Annotated in this window: 18 protein-coding genes; 11 read left to right on the plus strand and 7 right to left on the minus strand. The window is 67.9% G+C overall.

The window, feature by feature from the left end; translation table 11 throughout:
- The first annotated feature begins 3 nt into the window (after nt 1–3).
- The 3 genes from HDC95_RS02150 to HDC95_RS02160 all read left to right on the plus strand — a co-directional run bounded on the left by HDC95_RS02150 (nt 4) and on the right by HDC95_RS02160 (nt 3,982).
- Nucleotides 4–1,464 (plus strand): GuaB1 family IMP dehydrogenase-related protein, encoded by a 1,461-nt coding sequence (locus tag HDC95_RS02150; protein WP_259061531.1) that lies wholly within the window; start codon nt 4–6, stop codon nt 1,462–1,464.
- Nucleotides 1,465–1,604: 140 nt separating this feature from the next.
- Entirely contained in the window at nt 1,605–2,924 is a 1,320-nt protein-coding gene (locus tag HDC95_RS02155) for a hemolysin family protein (protein ID WP_259061532.1), read from the plus strand.
- A complete protein-coding gene (locus HDC95_RS02160; RefSeq protein ID WP_259061533.1) occupies nt 2,921–3,982 on the plus strand; it encodes a hemolysin family protein in 1,062 nt (353 codons plus the stop codon). The genes HDC95_RS02155 and HDC95_RS02160 overlap by 4 nt, the downstream gene beginning before the upstream one ends.
- A gap of 18 nt (nt 3,983–4,000) precedes the next feature.
- Here the strand turns inward: HDC95_RS02160 and HDC95_RS02165 are convergent, their stop codons facing one another.
- On the minus strand, nt 4,001–5,068 hold the full coding sequence (locus HDC95_RS02165; RefSeq protein WP_259061534.1) for an NADH:flavin oxidoreductase/NADH oxidase: 1,068 nt from the start codon (nt 5,066–5,068) through the stop codon (nt 4,001–4,003).
- Between the two features lie 50 nt (nt 5,069–5,118).
- Here HDC95_RS02165 and HDC95_RS02170 point away from each other — a divergent pair, with 50 nt between their 5' ends.
- Genes HDC95_RS02170 through HDC95_RS02190 form a run of 5 tightly spaced genes read left to right on the plus strand, consistent with a single transcriptional unit; the run spans nt 5,119 to nt 9,417 of the window.
- On the plus strand, nt 5,119–5,955 hold the full coding sequence (locus tag HDC95_RS02170) for an ADP/ATP-dependent (S)-NAD(P)H-hydrate dehydratase (protein WP_259061535.1): 837 nt from the start codon (nt 5,119–5,121) through the stop codon (nt 5,953–5,955).
- Complete coding sequence (locus tag HDC95_RS02175; protein ID WP_259061536.1) at nt 5,952–7,175, plus strand: hypothetical protein; 1,224 nt, start codon at nt 5,952–5,954, stop codon at nt 7,173–7,175. The genes HDC95_RS02170 and HDC95_RS02175 overlap by 4 nt, the downstream gene beginning before the upstream one ends.
- Before the next feature lie 28 nt (nt 7,176–7,203).
- Nucleotides 7,204–7,521, plus strand: coding sequence for a thiamine-binding protein (locus tag HDC95_RS02180; RefSeq protein WP_259061537.1), 318 nt, complete (start codon nt 7,204–7,206; stop codon nt 7,519–7,521).
- Between the two features lie 9 nt (nt 7,522–7,530).
- Nucleotides 7,531–8,742, plus strand: a complete 1,212-nt coding sequence (locus tag HDC95_RS02185; protein WP_259061538.1) for an MFS transporter — start codon at nt 7,531–7,533, stop codon at nt 8,740–8,742.
- Between the two features lie 36 nt (nt 8,743–8,778).
- On the plus strand, nt 8,779–9,417 hold the full coding sequence (locus HDC95_RS02190; RefSeq protein ID WP_259061539.1) for an NUDIX hydrolase: 639 nt from the start codon (nt 8,779–8,781) through the stop codon (nt 9,415–9,417).
- A gap of 14 nt (nt 9,418–9,431) precedes the next feature.
- Here the strand turns inward: HDC95_RS02190 and HDC95_RS02195 are convergent, their stop codons facing one another.
- Together HDC95_RS02195 and HDC95_RS02200 are read right to left on the minus strand one after the other, a co-directional pair.
- Nucleotides 9,432–10,640 (minus strand): homoserine O-acetyltransferase, encoded by a 1,209-nt coding sequence (locus HDC95_RS02195; protein WP_259061540.1) that lies wholly within the window; start codon nt 10,638–10,640, stop codon nt 9,432–9,434.
- Between the two features lie 205 nt (nt 10,641–10,845).
- Entirely contained in the window at nt 10,846–12,168 is a 1,323-nt protein-coding gene (locus tag HDC95_RS02200; RefSeq protein ID WP_259061541.1) for a bifunctional o-acetylhomoserine/o-acetylserine sulfhydrylase, read from the minus strand.
- 168 nt (nt 12,169–12,336) lie between these two features.
- Between HDC95_RS02200 and HDC95_RS02205 the strand changes: the two genes are divergently transcribed.
- The 3 genes from HDC95_RS02205 to HDC95_RS02215 are packed head-to-tail and all read left to right on the plus strand — an operon-like array spanning nt 12,337 to nt 14,451.
- Entirely contained in the window at nt 12,337–13,122 is a 786-nt protein-coding gene (locus HDC95_RS02205; protein WP_259061542.1) for an SDR family oxidoreductase, read from the plus strand.
- Between the two features lie 6 nt (nt 13,123–13,128).
- Nucleotides 13,129–13,830 carry a uracil-DNA glycosylase gene (locus HDC95_RS02210; protein ID WP_259061543.1) on the plus strand — a complete coding sequence of 234 codons (702 nt, stop codon included), beginning with the start codon at nt 13,129–13,131 and terminating at the stop codon, nt 13,828–13,830.
- 9 nt (nt 13,831–13,839) lie between these two features.
- Complete coding sequence (locus tag HDC95_RS02215) at nt 13,840–14,451, plus strand: GNAT family N-acetyltransferase (RefSeq protein WP_259061544.1); 612 nt, start codon at nt 13,840–13,842, stop codon at nt 14,449–14,451.
- Here the strand turns inward: HDC95_RS02215 and HDC95_RS02220 are convergent.
- From HDC95_RS02220 to HDC95_RS02235, 4 genes are read right to left on the minus strand one after another with little or no spacing between them, the layout of a single operon-like run.
- Nucleotides 14,411–15,223 carry an ABC transporter ATP-binding protein gene (locus tag HDC95_RS02220; protein ID WP_259061545.1) on the minus strand — a complete coding sequence of 271 codons (813 nt, stop codon included), beginning with the start codon at nt 15,221–15,223 and terminating at the stop codon, nt 14,411–14,413. The genes HDC95_RS02215 and HDC95_RS02220 overlap by 41 nt on opposite strands.
- Nucleotides 15,220–16,011 (minus strand): ABC transporter ATP-binding protein, encoded by a 792-nt coding sequence (locus tag HDC95_RS02225; RefSeq protein WP_259061546.1) that lies wholly within the window; start codon nt 16,009–16,011, stop codon nt 15,220–15,222. Before HDC95_RS02225 ends, HDC95_RS02220 begins: the two co-directional genes overlap by 4 nt.
- Entirely contained in the window at nt 16,008–16,874 is an 867-nt protein-coding gene (locus tag HDC95_RS02230; RefSeq protein WP_259061547.1) for an ABC transporter permease, read from the minus strand. The genes HDC95_RS02225 and HDC95_RS02230 overlap by 4 nt, the downstream gene beginning before the upstream one ends.
- The gene (locus tag HDC95_RS02235) at nt 16,874–17,824 is read right to left on the minus strand and encodes an ABC transporter permease (RefSeq protein WP_259061548.1); all 951 of its coding nucleotides are present in this window, start codon (nt 17,822–17,824) and stop codon (nt 16,874–16,876) included. Before HDC95_RS02235 ends, HDC95_RS02230 begins: the two co-directional genes overlap by 1 nt.

A 17,824-nucleotide genomic window follows, 5' to 3' on the forward strand; every position in this document is an offset into this window, starting at 1 on the left:
GATATGAAGTTCGTCAGCGAGCAACCTGCCGTAGATCTCACCTACTCGGACGTCTTCCTGGTGCCACGTCGTTCTGACATCACGAGCAGACTCGAGGTCGATCTCGCCCCTCGGGACGGCACTGCCGCGACGATCCCGCTGGTCGCCTCGAACATGAACTCGGTCACAGGGCCTCGGCTGGCTGCCGTGCTCGCCCGGCGCGGCGGGCTCGGGATCCTTCCGCAGGACATGCCCCTGCAGGATCTGGACGCAGCGATCCGTGACGTGAAGAGTCAGCCGGTCGCATGGGACACACCTGTGGTACTTGCGCCATCGGCATCCGTCGCCGAGGCGCTGCGTCTCATGCCGGCCACTGCTGGTCACGGCATCGTGGTCGCCGATGGCGCAGCGGGCTCGGTCATCGAGGCATCCGCTGTGCGCGGCATCCTTCCCGCCGCCAGACTCGCGACCGCCCTGCCCGACGCCCAACTGGGAGACCTGGTGCATTCCGGCACCCCGGCACTGGACGCTGAGGACGTCACGAGCGGGCGCGCGGCGTTCGACGTCATCACGGAGGCGGGAGTCGAACTCGTCACGGTCCTGCGTCACGGGCATCTGGTCGGTACCCTGAGCGCGCTCAGCGCGCTGCGTTCGACTCTCTACTCGCCTGCCGTCGACTCCGACGGCCGCCTGGCCGTCGGCGCCGCAGTCGGGATAAACGGCGACGTCGCAGCGAAGGCGAAGGCGCTCGCCGCGGCGGGCGTCGACGTGCTCGTCATCGACACCGCGCATGGTCATCAGGAAGGAATGCTGCGTGCACTGGCCACGGTCGCGGAGCTGAACCTCGGCATCCCGCTGGTCGCCGGCAACATCGTCACCGCTGACGGCGTGCACGACCTCGTGGATGCCGGCGCGTCGATCCTCAAGGTCGGAGTCGGCCCAGGGGCCATGTGCACCACCCGGATGATGACGGCCGTCGGGCGCCCGCAGTTCTCCGCCGTGCTGGAGACGGCTCAGGCCGCGCACGAGCTGGGCGTGCATGTGTGGGCGGACGGGGGAGTGCGCTATCCGCGAGACGTCGCACTCGCACTCGCCGCCGGCGCGGCATCCGTCATGATCGGCTCCTGGTTCGCCGGCACGATCGAGGCGCCGGGCCAACTGCAGGCGGACGCTGGCGGTCGCGTGTACAAGGAGTCGTGGGGCATGGCCTCGACCAAGGCGGTGCAGGCGCGGTTCGGACGCCTGGATGCGTACGAGCGCGCGCGCAAGGAGCTGTTCGCCGAGGGCATCTCCTCGTCGAAGATCTACCTCGACCCCCTGCGCCCCGGAGTGGAGGATCTGCTCGACATGATCACCTCGGGCGTTCGATCGTCGTTCACTTATGCGGGCGCGGCATCCGTACCCGAGTTCCACGACCGCGCGCTGGTCGGACGTCAGTCCGCCGCCGGGTACGAAGAGGGCAAGGCGCTGCCCGTGAGCTGGTAGAGCGCTCGCCAGCTCACAGCGAAATCAACGATGCGGTGCCCGGTGACTCTGTAGAATCGATGCACCATGGACGACCCTCCCAGTTGTAGTACATCGCCCCACTGCCGGCCCCTGCTCTTGGATGAGGAGGGGAGACACTGATGGATTACATCATGTTGGGCGTGGGGCTCCTGCTCACGGTGGGGACGGGCCTGTTCGTCGCCAGCGAGTTCGCGCTCGTCAATCTGGACCGCGCTGAGCTCGAGGCGCGGCAGGCGAAAGGCGAGACTCGGCTCGCGATCACGATCAGCGCACTGAGGCACACTTCGACGCACCTGTCATCTGCGCAGCTCGGCATCACGCTGACCACGCTGCTGACCGGGTACACGATGGAACCGGCGCTGTCGAACCTGCTGAGCCCTGTCCTCACCGGATGGGGTATCGCGGAAGGCGCAGTGCGCCCGATCGCCACCGTCGTCGCCATGTTCATCGCGACTGTGGTGTCGATGATCCTCGGCGAGCTCGTTCCGAAGAACTTCGCGCTCGCGGTGCCGCGGGCGACGGCGAAGCTCGTCGTGCCGTTCCAAGTGGCGTTCACGACGGTCTTCAAACCCGCCATCGTGCTGCTCAACGGCAGCGCCAACGGCATCCTCCGCTCGATGGGAGTCGAGCCCAAGGAAGAGCTCTCGGGCGCTCGCACGGCCGAGGAGCTCTCATCCCTGGTGCGCCGCTCCGCCCTCGCCGGCGTGCTCGAAGCAGACACCGCCAGTCTGCTCGACCGCACCCTGACCTTCTCGCGGCTCTCCGCGGACGACGTGATGACGCCGCGGCCCAGCATGCACGCCATCGCCGCGGGCGACTCGGCGGAAGACGTCATCCAGCTGGCGCGCCGCACCGGCCACAGCCGCTTTCCCGTGTACGACGATGACCTCGACGACATCACCGGTGTCGTGCATCTGAAAGCCGCCGTCTCCGTGCCCCGTGAGCGCCGTGCCGAGGTGCCGGTCGGCGCTTTGGCGACTGAGCCGCTCCGTGTCCCTGAGACCGTGCACCTGGATGTGCTGATCTCGGAGCTGCGGGCCAAGGGCTACCAGCTCGCCGTCGTCGTAGACGAGTACGGCGGCACCGCTGGTATCGTCACGCTCGAAGACCTCGTGGAGGAGATCGTCGGGGAAGTGGCGGACGAGCATGACCGCAGCCGGGCAGGCGTGGTCCGCGGCCGCGATTCCATCACCTTCCCGGGCGAGCTGCGTCCGGACGAACTGCGAAGTCGCACCGGCGTCCTCGTTCCGGAGGGAGACGTGTACGACACCGTGGGCGGCTACATCATGAGTGTGCTCGAGCGGGTTCCGGCGAACGGCGACGAGGTCACATTGGACTCTGGCGTGCTGCAGGTCGTCCGTATGGACGGCCGCCGCGTCGACCGCATCAGGTACACGCCGGTGCCGGTCGACGTCGCGAGTGAGGAGGTGACGCGATGAGCGACTGGATGGGAATCGTCTGGCTCGTGATCCTGCTCATCGCGAACGCCTTCTTCGTCGGCGCGGAGTTCGCGGTGATCTCGGCACGTCGCTCGCAGATAGAGCCGCGCGCTGAGCGGGGCTCGCGCGCGGCGAAGACCGCGCTGTTCGCCATGGAGCACGCGACCCTCATGCTCGCGACATCGCAGCTCGGCATCACGATCTGCTCGCTGCTGATCCTGAACGTCTCCGAGCCGGCGATCCACCACCTGCTCGGCATTCCGATGCACGCGCTCGGGTGGGCGGATGCGGTCGTCGACGTCGCCGGGTTCGTGATCGCTCTGCTGCTGGTGTCGTACCTGCACGTCGTCTTCGGCGAGATGGTGCCGAAGAACCTCGCCTTCTCGCTGCCGGATCGGGCGGTGCTGATCCTGGCCCCGCCGCTGGTGTGGGTCTCGAAGGTCTTCCACCCTGTCATCTGGCTGCTCAATGCCGCCGCCAACGCTGTACTGCGCCTGTTCCGCGTCGAACCCAAGAATGAGGCGGCGTCGACCTTCACGATCGACGAGGTCGCGACGATCGTCGATCAGTCGCGCCGGGAAGGCGTGCTGACGGACGCCTCAGGCACAGTGTCGAAGGCTGTCGAGTTCACCGACAAGAAGGCACGCGACGTCGCCGTGGCGCTGGGAGACCTGGTGACGCTGCCGGAGACGACGACGCCGGATGACATCGAGCGTGCGGTCGCGCGCTACGGCTTCTCCCGGTACGTGATAGTGGATCAAGAGGACGCGCCGGTCGGCTACGTGCATCTGAAGGACATCCTCCGGGCATCGGAGGGGGCGGATGCCGCGACCACCACTGCCGCGCCGATCCCCTCGAAGCGCATCCACCACATGGTGCCGGTGCAGGAGGACACCGACCTGGAGGACGCCCTCGCGGTCATGCGCCGCGCCGGGCGCCACCTGGCCAGAGTCCGCAACGTCGACGGAGAAACCACTGCCGTGCTGTTCCTCGAAGACATCTTGGAGGAGCTCGTCGGAGAGGTGCAGGACGCGACCCGACGCGTCCACGGCAGGTAGTGGCGGGCTGTCGCGGTCTCAGCGCCAGCGAGCGCGCACGTACTGCGGCGGCCAGGCGACGGTGTCGTCGAGTTCGTGCGCGGCCCGCAGACCGAAGTGCGGGTCGCGCAGCCACTCCCGGCCGGCGAAGATCGCGTCGGCGGCTCCGTCCACGAGCACCTGCTCCGCCTGTTCCGCAGCGGTGATGAGCCCGACGGCGGAGACCGGGATCCGACCGCCCTGGCGGACTGTCTCGGCCAGCGGCACCTGGTATCCAGGGTGCACGTCGATCCGCTGATGCGCCACGAGCCCGCCGCTGGAGACGTCGATGAGGTCGGCGCCGTGTTCGACTGCCCAGCCGCCGACGATCGCTGCCTCCTCGGGAGTGAAGCCACCCTCGGCATGGTCGGTGGCGGAGATCCTCACGAACATCGGGACCGCGTCGCCCGCGACCTCGCGCGTCGCATCGACGATGCGCAGCAGAAGTCGTGCGCGATTCTCGAGCGATCCGCCGTACTCGTCCGTGCGGACGTTCGACAGCGGCGAGAGGAACTGATGCAGCAGGTAGCCGTGTGCGCCGTGCAGCTCGAGCACGTCGAACCCTGCCTCCAGAGCACGCCGCGCCGCCGCACGGAAACCGTCGACGACCCGCTCGATGCCGGAAGCATCCAGGGCCGCAGGTTCGTCGAACCCCGCAAAAGCCACCGCCGACGGCGCCACGGTCGTCCAACCGCCGTCCGCGGCCGCCACGGACCCGCGTTGCTCGGCCCACGGCCACCAGGTCGAGGCCTTGCGTCCGGCGTGTGCGAGCTGGATACCGGCGAGCGCGCCGCGATCGTGGATCGCCTGCACGATCGGCGCCCACGCATCGCGCTGTGCGTCGTTCCAGATGCCGGTGTCTCGCGGTGAGATGCGCCCGTCTGCGACGACACCGGTCGCCTCGGCGATGACGAGGCCGGCGCCGCCGGAAGCGAACTGCGTCAGGTGCGTGTGGTGCCATTCCTGTACGACACCGTCGACGGCCGAGTACATGCACATGGGGGATACCCAGAGGCGGTTCGGGAAGGTGACGGAGCGGATGCTGAGTGGGGAGAAGAGAAGACTCACCCTTCGACCGTAGTGCCGCTCGAGCGCACCCGGCGCGCTAGCGTGGAGGCATGGTCGACGTCTGCGAATGGTCCAGCGCTGACACCGCACGCCTGCTGCGCATTCCTGGCGTCGACGATGACAAGTACTCGCGTGGAGTCGTGGCACTGCGCACCGGTTCGAACGCGTATCCCGGTGCGGCAGTGCTCGGTGTGGAAGCCGCCTGGCGGGCCGGTGCCGGATACGTCCGGTACGTCGGCGAGGGCCGGGCAGCGGATGCCGTGATCGCTCGCCGACCGGAGACCGTCGCCGCGCATGACATCGGCCGCACGCGCGTGGATGCCTGGGTGATCGGCTCTGGCACGGATGCCGCAGAGCGCACCCGCGAAGAGGCCGTCGCGCTGCGCGACATCCTCGCAGGCTCCGTCCCCGTCGTCGTGGACGCAGGGGCGCTGGACCTCGTACCGAACGCCGCAGCACCGCTCGTCCTCACCCCGCATGCGGGCGAGTTCGCCCGGCTGCGCGAGTTCATCGGATCGCCCACGAACGGCACACGCGACCGCGTCGGCGACCTGTCGGAGACCGCGCACGCCCTTGGCTGCACTGTGCTCCTCAAGGGTTCGACGACTCTGATCGCGGCACCCGACAGCAGCGTGTTCTCGGTCTCATCCGCCCCTGGCTGGCTGGCGACGGCAGGCGCGGGGGACGTGCTCGCCGGCGCGCTCGGCGCCCTGCTGGCGGCCGGCCCGGAGGCATCGACAGCAGAGGTCGCCGCCGCGGCAGCATGGCTGCACGGGCATGCGGCGACGCTCGCCTCCGGCGCGGTGGCGGGTTCTTCGGGTCATCCCATCGTCGCGCTCGATGTCGCCGCGGCGCTGCCAGCGGCCATCGAGGACCTGCTGTCGTGAGGCCTCGCTCGGCGGTTCTGTGGATTGCGTTCCTTGCGGTGCACGTGCTGGTCGCGTGGCAGGGCTGGGTGTATCCGAGCCAGCCGATGGGCGATGTGGTGCTCGTGTACGAGCCCTGGTCGACGTCGGCGGTGAGCGGCGGCGCGATCGTCGGGATCACTGAGGCATGGGTGTATCCGCAGCCGGCGTTGCTGCCGATGCTTCTCGTGAAGCTGCTCGCGTGGCCGCTGGTCGGATTGGTCGGGGTGTCGGGCGCGTATCTGATCGGGTGGGCGGTGCTCGTGACGGCGGCGGATGCTGTCGCCTTCGGCGTGCTGGTCGGCCGCAGAGGCACCGCTTCACGGCGTTCGGCGGGGTGGTTCTGGACCGCGGCGCTGCTGCTGCTCGGACCGATCGCCATGTACCGCATCGACGCCGTCACTGTGCCGCTGGCTGTGATCGGCGGACTCTGGTTGATCAGGCGACCTCTCGTCGCCGCGGCACTGCTCACGATCGCAGCATGGATCAAGATCTGGCCGGGAGCACTCGTGCTGGCCGCGATCGTGGCGGCCAGAGGCCGCGTGCGGATGCTGATCGCCGCTGCGGCCACGTGCGCGGTCATCGTGCTCGCATTGTTCCTCCTCGGTGCCGACGGGCATCTCCTCGGATTCCTCACCGAGCAGACCGGACGGGGCCTGCAGATCGAAGCCGTGGCCGCGACGCCGTTCCTGTGGCTGGCGCAATTCGGCGCAGCATCCATCGGCTACAGCTTCGACATCCTCACCTTCCAGATCCAGGCGGCGGGTGCGGATGTGCTGGCGGGGCTCATGACGCCGGTCATGGTGCTCGCCGTCGCGGCCGTGCTCGTGCTCGGCATCGTCAAAGTGATGCGGGGCGCATCCTTTCTCCGGCTGTTCCCGCCGCTGGCGCTCGCGCTCGTCGTCACCCTGATCGTGACGAACAAGGTCGGTTCGCCGCAGTTCCAGACCTGGCTGATCGCCCCGATGATCCTCTGGATCATCTTCGACCGCACGCGAGCGGGGGTGCCGGCGGGCGTCGTGCTCGTGCTGTGCGCCCTGACGTGCCTCATCTACCCCTTGACCTACGACGCGCTGCTTCGTGCTGAGCTGGTTCCAGTCCTGCTGCTGACCGCTCGCAATCTGCTGCTCGTCGTGCTGCTCGTCATCGGCGTACGAGCGCTGGCGCGCGTGCCGGCCGCCCGTCCTGCGCGCCGAACCTGACTCCAACCATTCAACGAGAGGAATCCTCATGCTCATCGCCTTCTCTGTCGCCCCCGGCGGCTCCGGCAACACCGACGGGTCCGTGCACGATGCGGTCGCCGCCGCCGTCAAGGTCGTCCGTGATTCTGGGCTCCCGCACCGCACGACAAGCATGTTCACCGAGATCGAAGGGCCAGACTGGGACACCGTCATGGATGTCGTCAAGCGGGCCACCGAGGCTGTCATGCCGTTCGGTTCCCGCGTCTCTCTGGTGCTGAAGGCCGATATCCGTCCCGGCTACAGCGGAGAGCTCGACGCGAAGATCGAGCGCCTTGAGGCGGCGATCGAGGAGTCCGGCGACCAGTAACATGGACGGGTGAATCCCTCGATCAATTCGAGGGGTGCGGCGAAGTGGGCGCTCCTCTCCCTCGCCATCGGCTCATTCGGCATCGGTATGACCGAGTTCGTCATGATGGGCCTGCTGCCGCAGATCGCACAGGACCTGCTGCCCGGCCTCTGGCAGACCAGCCATGAAGACGCCATAGCGCAGTCCGGCGTACTGATCTCGCTGTATGCGCTCGGTGTCGTGATCGGTGCGCCGACGATCGCGGGGCTGGTCGCGCGCTTCCCGCGTCATCGCGTCATGATCGGACTCGCGTTGGCACTGACCGTGTTCAACGCGCTCACGGTGGTGCTGCCGACCTTCGGACTCGTTGGTGCCTCCCGTCTGCTCGCCGGACTCCCGCACGGGGCGTACTTCGGCATCGGCGCGCTCGTCGCAGCCGATGTGCTGGGCCCTGGCAAGCGCGCGAAGGGCGTCGCGTTCATCCTCACTGGACTCACCATCGCGAACGTCGTCGGCGTGCCGCTCGGCACATTCCTCGGGCAGCAGTGGGGGTGGCGAAGCGCATTCATGGTCGTCACCGTCGTGTTCGCGCTGGCCACGGTCTGCATCGCGAAGTTCGTCCCGAAGCATCCTGGTGATGCCGGACGCACCCTGCGCTCTGAACTCGGCGTGTTCCGCGTGGGGCAGGTCTGGCTCACCCTCGGCATCGGAGCGATCGGGTTCGGCGGATTCTTCGCGGTGTACAGCTACATCGCCCCGCTCGTCACAGAGGTCGCCGGCTCACCGGAGTGGGCAGTGCCCATCGTGCTCGTCATCGTCGGTCTCGGTATGACGGTCGGCAACCTGCTCGGCGGATATCTGGCAGACCGCGATCTGCGCCTGACGCTGCTGATCGGAATGGCCGGTCTCGCGATCGTGCTCGGGATGCTGGCGCTGCTGTCCTTCCAGATCATCCTGCTCGCCGTATTCGCGTTCGCGGTGGGGCTGGTCTCCTCGGTGCTGAGCCCCGCGATCCAGACACGGCTCATGGATGTGGCCGGAGACAACCAGTCCATCGCCGCGGCGATGAACCACTCCGCGCTCAACATCGGCAACAGCCTCGGCGCCTTCCTCGGCGGGGTTGTGATCGCTATCGGCTGGGGCTTCACCGCGCCCGCGTGGGTGGGCGCGGTGCTCGCGATGATCGGACTCGCGATCACCGCGGTCGCCCTCCGCGCGGAACGGGTGACCGTCGCCGTCTGAGCCGGTGATCCCAGGCCTCGCGCGTATGGTGAGGGGATGGACGCGATGATGCCGGTGGGCGGGACCGTCGTGCTGCTGCGCGACTGTCAGGGTGGCGGGATCGAGACGCTGCTGATCCGTCGCCCCGACCATGGATCGTTCGCTGGTGGATGGGTCTTTCCCGGCGGCGTCGTCGAGGACGCGGACGGCGCACTCGGGAACGACGGTTCGGACGAGCAGAGAATCGCGGCGCTCGCGGCCATGCGTGAGTGCGAGGAGGAAGTCGGGGTCCGCCCTGACGGCCTCATCGCGCTGTCTTGCTGGGTGCCGCCGGTCGAGGCGCCCAAACGCGTACGGACCTGGTTCTTCCTCGCTCCTGCTCCATCCGCCGAGCTGGTCCTCGCGGCTGACGAAGTCATCGACGCACGGTGGCTGACGACTTCAGAGGCGCTCGAATTGCACGCTTCAGGGCAGCTGAGGTTGTTCCCGCCGACGTGGGTGACGTTGCAGATGCTCGCTCAGGCCTCGAGCGTCGCGGATGCTCTGGCCGCGGCATCCGTTCCCGAACTCTACGCGACACACATCGTGGCGGGTGGGGTGTTCGTCTGGGGCGGTGACGCCGAGCATCCGGAGGGCGGCGAGGGCCGGCACAGGCTGGAGACGGCCGCGCTTCCGTGGAATTACCTGCGCGACTGAATCACGCGCAGCTCTCAGGCGTCGAGCAGCCGCCGCAGGTGCGAGCCGACGGCTTCGGTCTCGATGAGGAATCCGTCGTGGCCGAAGTCGCTGGTCAGCACGACAGCCTCGTGGCCGTCGAGCGTGTTCGGGATGCTGCGTGCGATCCGATGCTGCCCATCGACGGGGAACAGCCGATCCGTGTCGATTCCGAGCACGAGAGCCTTGGCGGTGACCGCGCGCAGCGCCTCTTCGACTCCACCGCGGCCGCGGCCTACGTCGTGCGAGTTCATGGCCTCCACGAGCGTGAGGTAGCTGTTCGCGTCGAAGCGGCGGGTGAACTTGTTGCCGTGGAAGTCGAGGTACGACTCGACGGCGAAGCGTCCGCCGTGGCCGAGGGGGGAGACACCTGACTGCCAGGAGCGCTGGAAGCGCTGGTTGAGCTCGATCGGACTGCGGTAGTTGAGCAGGGCCATGCGACGGGCGAGCGCGAGGCCACGGTGCGGGCCTTCTCCATCGCTGAGGTCGTAGTACTCGCCGCCCTGGAATCGCGGGTCGATGCGGATCGCTTCGAGCTGCACGGAGTTCAGTGCGATCTGATCGGCGGTGTTGACCGGGGGAGAGGACAGCACGGCGAGACGCTCGACGCGCTCCGGATGCGTGACGGCCCACTCCAGGGCGTGCATCCCGCCCATGGATCCGCCGACGACGCCCGCCCAGCGGTCGATGCCGATGGCGTCGGCGAGACGCACCTGGGCTGCCACCTGGTCGCGCACGGTCAGGTAAGGGAAGCGCGAGGCCCACTCGTATCCATCCGGGGCTACGCTGGCGGGCCCTGTGGAGCCCTGGCAACCGCCGAGCATGTTCGGAGCGATCACGAACCAGCGGTCGGTGTCGATCGCGGCACCAGGGCCGACGATCTCCTCCCACCATCCGGCCGTCGGATGACCTGCGCCCGCCTCTCCTCGCAGGTGGCTGTCGCCCGTGAGGGCGTGCAGCACGAGGATCGCGTTGTCGCGCGTCGCGTTGAGCTCGCCCCAGGTCTCGTAGGCGATGCGGATGCTGGGAAGCTCGACACCGCTCTCAGTCTGGAAAGGTCCGGACGCGGCGAACTTGCGGTGTCCTGCCGGGTCGCCGTCGCGCCACGCGCCGGTGACGGGTGGACGTGCACGCAGCAGCCGGGTGTCCGCCTCCGTCACGCGCGCCGATGGCACGGTGTCCTCGGAGGTGCTCTGCCAGTCCATGTCCCCATTGTCGCGTGGATCCGGCCGCAGGCGGCGAAGGTTACGCGTTCGCGTTGTCACGACCCGCCGAGGCCCCCTCTCTGCGCGCCGCTGATCCAGGAGTCCCCGGCAGATTGGCGGATGATGAAGGAGGAAAGTGCCGATGGAACGCCCTATGAAATGACCGGCACGTTCCTCCCATCAACGGCGGGACGCTGAGGCGAAACTAGGCGCGAGCGGCCTCCGAGACGCGGCGGGCGGCGTCGAGAGCCTGCTCGAGGTCGGCCTTGAGGTCGTCGATGTTCTCCAGGCCCACAGACAGACGCACCAGGCCAGGCGTCACGCCGGAGGTGAGCTGCTGCTCCGGGGTCAGCTGCGAGTGCGTCGTGGATGCCGGGTGGATGACGAGCGAGCGCACGTCGCCGATGTTGGCGAGGTGGCTGAACAGGGAGAGGCTGTTCACGAACTCGCGACCCGCTTCCACCCCGCCCTTCAGTTCGAACGACAGCACGGCGCCGACGCCCTTGGGCAGGTACTCGTTCGCCTTGGCGTACCACGGCGAGGTGGGAAGGCCGGAGTAGTTGACCGAGGCGATGTCATCGCGACCGTCCAGCCACTCGGCGACCTCCTGCGCGTTCTGCACGTGACGCTCGATGCGCAGCGAGAGGGTCTCGATGCCCTGGATGAGGTTCCACGCGCTCTGCGGGGAGATCGCCGAACCGAGGTCGCGCAGCAGCTGCACGCGAGCCTTGATGATGTACGCGAGCGGGTCGCCAACCGCCGCGGTGTAGCTCGCACCGTGGTACGAGGGGTCCGGCTCGGTGAGACCGGGGAACTTGTCGACGTTCTTGGACCACTCGAAAGTGCCGCCGTCGATGATCGCACCGCCGATCGTGGTGCCGTGGCCGCCGAGGAACTTGGTGACCGAGTGGACGACGATGTCAGCGCCGTGCTCGAACGGGCGCAGCAGGAACGGCGTCGCGATCGTGTTGTCGACGATGAGCGGCACGCCGTTCTCATGTGCGATGTCGGCGACAGTGCGGATGTCGAGCACGTTGATACGCGGGTTGCCGATCGTCTCGGCGAAGAGGAGCTTGGTGTTCGGACGGATGGCGCGACGCCATTCTTCGGCGTCGTCCTGGTTCTCGACGAAGGAGACCTCGATGCCGAGCTTGGCGAGGGTGTACTTGAAGAGGTTGTACGTGCCGCCGTAGATCGAGCTGGACGCGACGAAGTGGTCTCCGGCCTCTGCGATGTTCAGCACGGCGAAAGTCGAAGCAGCCTGGCCGCTGGCGAGGACGAGAGCGCCGGTGCCACCTTCGAGCGCTGCGAGTCGCTGCTCGAGCACATCCTGCGTGGGGTTCTGGATGCGGGTGTAGATGTTGCCGAACTCGGCCAGCGCGAACAGGTTCGCTGCGTGGTCTGCGCTGTCGAAGACGTACGACGTCGTCTGGTAGATCGGTGTGGCGCGGGCCTTGGTGACGGGGTCGGGAGCGGCGCCCGAGTGGATCTGCTTGGTCTCGAAACGCCAGGTCTCAGGTGCGGACATGTGTTCCCCCTGGAACGGATTGAGGTCGGTGCGGCGGATGCCGTTGATGAGAGCGTACGCAACGGCCTCTGTGTCAACAACGTACGGGAAATGTTACGTAACATCCCGGCGCGCCCGAACCGCGATGAGAACGCGATGGGCCGAGACGAAACGTCGTACGGTGGAGGCATGGTGATGCGACGTGCAGTGGTGACAGGTGCGAGTTCGGGAATCGGGGAGGCGACCGTCCGCGACCTCCGCGCGCGCGGCTGGGAAGTCGTCGGCGTGGCGAGACGCGCGGATCGCCTGCAGACCCTGGTGGACGAGACCGGCGCATCGGCCATCGCCTGCGACCTGACGGACGAGGGTGCCGTGGCTTCGCTCCTCGCTGAACTCGAGGCATCGGGCCCGGTGCACGCCCTCGTTCAGGTCGCCGGAGGCGCGCGCGGCACAGAACGGGTGGAGGATGCGAGCGTCGCCGACTGGCAGTGGATGTACGACGTCAACGTGCTGGCCACGCAGCGTCTGGTCGCCGGGATCCTCCCGCAGCTTCGTCGCGCCGCCCAATCCGACGGTCACGCCGACGCGATCTTCGTGACGTCGACCGCTGCGCAGACCGCATACCCCGGCGGCAGCGGCTACAACGCGGCGAAGGCGGCCGAGTCGATGATCGTGAAGGTGCTGCGGCAGGAGCTCAACGGCGAGCCGATCCGGGTCGTCGAGGTGGCGCCGGGCATGGTGCACACCGAGGAGTTCACCCTCAACCGTCTCGGCGGCGACAGCCTCGCAGCCGAAGCCGTCTACGCGGGAGTGGAGAAGCCGCTGACCGCGCACGATGTCGCCGATGTGATCGGATATGCCCTCGACGCGCCAGGGCACGTGAACCTCGACCTGATCACGATGCGTCCGGTCGCACAGTCCGCGCAGCACCTGCTGGCACGCGGACCGCTGCGCGTGCGCGGTGGCGAGGACTGAGTACGGATGCCGGGACGCTCACTTGCGCAGTTGGCGGATGAGGGCCTGATCGACCAGGGCTGGGCCGCAGCATTGGCACCGGTCGCTGACGTCATCGGCAGCCTCGGCGAGCGACTGCGGGTCGAGCAGGCAGAGGGTCGTGGGTACCTTCCCGCCGGGGATCACGTGCTGCGAGCGTTCCAACGACCGCTCGCTGATGTGCGGGTGCTGATCACCGGACAGGATCCGTACCCGACACCGGGTCATCCGATCGGCCTGTCGTTCGCCATCGACCGACACGTGCGTCCATTGCCGCGAAGCCTTTCCAACATCTACCGGGAGCGCGAGAGCGATCTCGGCATCCCGCCGGCGCCGCACGGCGATCTGACGGCGTGGAGCGACCAGGGTGTGCTGCTGCTGAACCGCGTGCTGACCGTCACCCCCGGCGCGCCGGCATCACACCGCGGCTGGGGCTGGGAGAAGGTCACCGAGCTCGCGATCAGGACGCTGGTCGCGCGTGCACAGCCGCTGGCGGCGATCCTGTGGGGGAAGGAAGCCGCGAACCTGCAGCCGATGCTCGGCGGCACCCCTGTGGTCGCCTCCGCGCATCCATCGCCCCTGTCGGCTCATCGCGGCTTCTTCGGCTCCCGACCCTTCTCCCGGGTCAATGCCCTGCTCGAGCAACAGGGCGCTGACCCGGTGGACTGGCGCGTCGACGGCGAACTATAAGCTGGGCGCATGCAGTTCGAACCCGGCGACCGACGTCGTCGACTGCCGCGTCATCTGCGTGATCCTGAGCCCGACCCCGGGACATTCTCGTTCACGATCCGGCCTGCCACGCTGCGCGACCTCCCCGACGTGCGTGAGATCTACAACCACTACGTCGCGAACTCTGTCGTGACCTTCGACGAGAAGCGCAGCACGCACCGTTACTGGCGTGAGAAGTTCACGATGCTGGCGAAGCTCGGCCTGCCGTTCCTCGTCGCGGTGACACCGTCGAACCAGGTGATCGGATACGCCCTCGTCCAGCCATGGGCGACCAAGTCGGCGTACCGCTACACGGTGGAGGATTCGATCTACCTCGGCCCCGGTGCGGGCGGCAAAGGGCTCGGCTCCGCATTGTTGCAGGCGCTCATCGCCGCGTGCGAGAAGATCGGGTTGCGTGAGATCGTTGCGGTGATAAGCGACAGCGGCGCCGAACCGTCGATCAGGCTGCACAACAGGTTCGGCTTCGTCGAGGTCGGGCGGATGGGGCGGGTCGGCTTCAAATTCGGCCGCTCGCTCGGAACGGTCTATCTGCAGAAGTCGCTCACGCCGAAGAATCGTCGCGGGCTGTTCCGTCACCGATGACGGGGATCGCGGCCAGCAGGCGTCTGGTGTAATCCTGCTGCGGGTTCAGCAGCACATCCTGCGTCGCGCCGTGTTCGACGATGCGGCCGTCCTTCATCACCGCGACCGTGTCGCACAGGTTCTGCACCACGCCGATGTCGTGCGAGACCAGGATGAGCGTGAGATCCTCGGTCTGCAGAAGCCCGTGGAGAAGCTCGAGGATCTGCGCCCGCACAGTGACGTCGAGGGCGGACAGTGGTTCGTCGCCCACGAGGATGCGCGGCCGATGCGCGATCGCACGCGCCAGCGCGACGCGCTGGCGCTGACCACCGGAGAACTCGTGCGGATAGCGGTCGGCCATCTCGGGCTCCAGACCCACCTGGGCGAGCACTTCGCGCACACGCGCTCGATGGTCGCCTTCGATTCCCAGTGCCCACAGCGGTTCGGCGATGATCTGCCCCGCGCTCATCCGCGGGTCTAGTGAGGCATAGGGGTCCTGGAACACCAGCCCGGTCTGGCGCCGGAGCCAGTGCAGCGAGCGTGCGGAACCCGTCGCATCCACCGTCTTCTCGTCGATCGAGACGGTGCCCGACGTCGGACGATCGAGCCCCAGCAGCAAACGGACCAGTGTGGACTTGCCCGAACCGGATTCGCCGATGAGACCGATGGCTTCACCGGCTTCGACGTCGAGATCCGTCGGATGCAGGGCGGTCTGAGTTCCGGCGCGCTCGAACATCGTCCGTTTCGGAACAGGGAAGTCGCGCGCGAGGCCGCGCGCCGAGATCAGGCTCATCGGTCACCGCCCTCCGGGCGCCAGAGCGTCGCGGTGGCATCGCGCAGCAGCCCCTGAGTGATCGGCGATGAGGGTGCGGTGAGCAGCGTCGAGACCGGCGCGGCCTCGATGGCGCGGCCCCGCTCGAGCACCACGCCGTGCGTCGCGACCTGAGCGAGGACGGCGAGGTCGTGGGTGATGAACATCAGCGACATCCCCTGCTCCTCGACGAGTGAGAGCAGCAGCCGCAGAATCTCCGCCTGGATCGTCACATCCAGAGCGGTGGTGGGCTCATCGGCGATGAGCAGCCGCGGCCTGCAGGCGAGTGCCATCGCGATCGCGACGCGTTGACGCTGGCCACCCGAGAGCTGGTGCGGATACTTCTGCACGATGGTCTCCGGGTCCGGCAGATGCACGCGCGCCGCCTCAGCGATGGCGCGTTCGCGGGCCTCGCGTTTCCCGGCTCCGGTGTGGATCCGCACGGATTCCGCGATCTGGCGTCCGACGGTGCGGATCGGGTTGAGCGCTGTTCGCGGCTCCTGGAAGACGATCCCGATGTCGTCGCCGCGGAATCGGGCGAGCTCGCGGTCCGGCATCCCGAGCAGCTCGGTGTCATCCCAGCGGACGCTTCCACTCGCCTTCGCCCCGTCCGGCAGCAGCCCGAGGATGGCGAGCGCCGTGAGAGATTTTCCGGAGCCGGATTCGCCGATCAAACCGAGACGCGCGCCATCCGGCAAGTCGAAGGAGATGCCGTCGATGATACGACGCCCGTCGATGTCGACGACGAGGTCCTTGACGGAGAGGCTCATGCGACCACTTCCGGCGTGTGCAGTTCCGCGCTGCGGTGACGCAGCGTCGGATCGGTTGCCTCGCGCACCGCGTCGCCGAGCAGGTTGAGGGCGAGCACGGTGATGGTGATGGCGAGACCCGGCCAGAGCACCGAGAGGGGATGGATGCTGATGTACCGCTGCAGATCGGCGAGCAGGATGCCCCAGGACGGCTCGACGACCGACGCGCCGAAGCCGAGGTAGGACAGACCGGCCTCGGCGAGGACCGCGACCGCCATCGACCACGACAGCTGGACGATGAACACCGGCGCGACGTTCGGCAGCAGGTGCCGCAGAAGGTTCTGAGACGCCGTCAGGCCCGCCGCTCTGCCGGCGAGGACGAAGTCGCTCTGCTGCACGCGTCGCAGTTCCGGGCGGGTGACGCGGGCGATGTTGACACCGAATCCGATGCCGACCGCCCAGATCACGACCCACAGCGATCCGCCCCAGACCGAGGAGATCATCATGGCGATGATCAGCACGGGGAACGCGATCAGGATGTCGACGAGCACGGCGATGGTCTCGCGCATCCACCGCACGGTGAGTGCGCCGAGTGCCGCGAGGGCGATCCCGACCACGGTTGCGACGATTCCGGCCCCGACGCTCACGAAGACGGTCGTGCGTGTCCCTGCCATGACGAGGCTGAGGATGTCGCGGCCGGTGTTGTCCGTGCCGAGCAGGTGCGGCCAGCTGGGGGCAGCCCAACGATCGCGCACATCGGCGTCGAGCGGATCGAACGGCGTCCAGAAGACCGAGACGAGCGCGACGAGCGCGATCACGATCACGGTGATCAGACCGAAGCGTCCCGTGGTGCTCTTCCACAGATCTCGCAGCCAGTGCGGCATCAGGCGGCCTCTCGCTGGCGCGGGTCGACGAAGTGGTGGATCAGGTCGACGATGAAGCCGATCACCAGCACCAGACCCGTGAGCACGAGCAGCTCGCTCTGCACCTTGATCAGATCGCGCGTGCCGACATCGGCCACCAGCATCCGTCCGATCCCCGGAAGGGTGAACAGCTGCTCGATGACGACAGAGCCGACGATGATGCCTGCCACCTGCAGACCGAGGACGGTCACGATCGACAGGCCGACGGCCGGGATGCCGTGCTGCACGAGCGCCCTGTTGCGGCTGAGTCCCTTGGCGGCGGCGGTGCGGACGAAGTCCTGCCCTCTCGCCTGGAGAGTGGCGCTGCGGACGAAGCGCAGCAGCATGGCGCCCTCGACGATGCCGATCGTGAGCGCGGGCAGGATGAGTGCTCGCAGCGCCTGCCAGGGGTGCTCCCACCCGCCGCGGGGGAAGCCCTGAGCCGGAAGCCATCCCAGCCATACGGCGAAAACGACGATCAGCATCATGCCCGCCCAGATCACCGGCACGGCGGCGAGAGCCTGCGCGCTGACACTGAGTGCGGTACCCGATGCACGGCCGCGCCACAGCGCGGAGAGGATGCCGAACGGTACGGCGATCAGCAGCGCGATGGCCAGAGCCATCACTCCCAGCGGCACGGTCACCTGCGCCTTCTCGGCGAGCTCGGCTCCGACGGATGCGCCGCTGAGCTGAGATGTGCCGAGGTCTCCGGTGAGCACGCCGCCGATCCATTCGCCGTACTGCACGTTCAGCGGGCGATTGAACCCGAGCGACTCCCGCAGCGCTTCCACTGTGGCGGGGGAGGCCTGAGTGCCGGCGATGAGTTGGGCGACGTCGCCGGGGAAGACCCGCAGCGTGAGGAAGATCAGCACGCTCGACACGAGGAGCCCTGCGATCAGCAGGACCCCTCGTGTCAGCGTGTAGCGGATCAC

The sequence above is a fragment of the Microbacterium sp. AK031 genome, assembly GCF_024807145.1.
GTDB lineage: Bacteria > Actinomycetota > Actinomycetes > Actinomycetales > Microbacteriaceae > Microbacterium.

What these genes read in the sequence shown, in the direction of transcription:
- HDC95_RS02160 (WP_259061533.1), top strand. Translation starts at nt 2,921, where the DNA reads ATGAGCGACTGGATGGGAATCGTCTGGCTCGTGATCCTGCTCATCGCG.
- HDC95_RS02230 (WP_259061547.1), bottom strand. Translation starts at nt 16,874, where the DNA reads ATGCCGCACTGGCTGCGAGATCTGTGGAAGAGCACCACGGGACGCTTC.
- HDC95_RS02195 (WP_259061540.1), bottom strand. Translation starts at nt 10,640, where the DNA reads ATGGACTGGCAGAGCACCTCCGAGGACACCGTGCCATCGGCGCGCGTG.
- HDC95_RS02225 (WP_259061546.1), bottom strand. Translation starts at nt 16,011, where the DNA reads ATGAGCCTCTCCGTCAAGGACCTCGTCGTCGACATCGACGGGCGTCGT.
- HDC95_RS02180 (WP_259061537.1), top strand. Translation starts at nt 7,204, where the DNA reads ATGCTCATCGCCTTCTCTGTCGCCCCCGGCGGCTCCGGCAACACCGAC.
- HDC95_RS02170 (WP_259061535.1), top strand. Translation starts at nt 5,119, where the DNA reads ATGGTCGACGTCTGCGAATGGTCCAGCGCTGACACCGCACGCCTGCTG.
- HDC95_RS02200 (WP_259061541.1), bottom strand. Translation starts at nt 12,168, where the DNA reads ATGTCCGCACCTGAGACCTGGCGTTTCGAGACCAAGCAGATCCACTCG.
- HDC95_RS02155 (WP_259061532.1), top strand. Translation starts at nt 1,605, where the DNA reads ATGGATTACATCATGTTGGGCGTGGGGCTCCTGCTCACGGTGGGGACG.
- HDC95_RS02190 (WP_259061539.1), top strand. Translation starts at nt 8,779, where the DNA reads ATGGACGCGATGATGCCGGTGGGCGGGACCGTCGTGCTGCTGCGCGAC.
- HDC95_RS02150 (WP_259061531.1), top strand. Translation starts at nt 4, where the DNA reads ATGAAGTTCGTCAGCGAGCAACCTGCCGTAGATCTCACCTACTCGGAC.
- HDC95_RS02210 (WP_259061543.1), top strand. Translation starts at nt 13,129, where the DNA reads ATGCCGGGACGCTCACTTGCGCAGTTGGCGGATGAGGGCCTGATCGAC.
- HDC95_RS02205 (WP_259061542.1), top strand. Translation starts at nt 12,337, where the DNA reads ATGGTGATGCGACGTGCAGTGGTGACAGGTGCGAGTTCGGGAATCGGG.
- HDC95_RS02220 (WP_259061545.1), bottom strand. Translation starts at nt 15,223, where the DNA reads ATGAGCCTGATCTCGGCGCGCGGCCTCGCGCGCGACTTCCCTGTTCCG.
- HDC95_RS02215 (WP_259061544.1), top strand. Translation starts at nt 13,840, where the DNA reads ATGCAGTTCGAACCCGGCGACCGACGTCGTCGACTGCCGCGTCATCTG.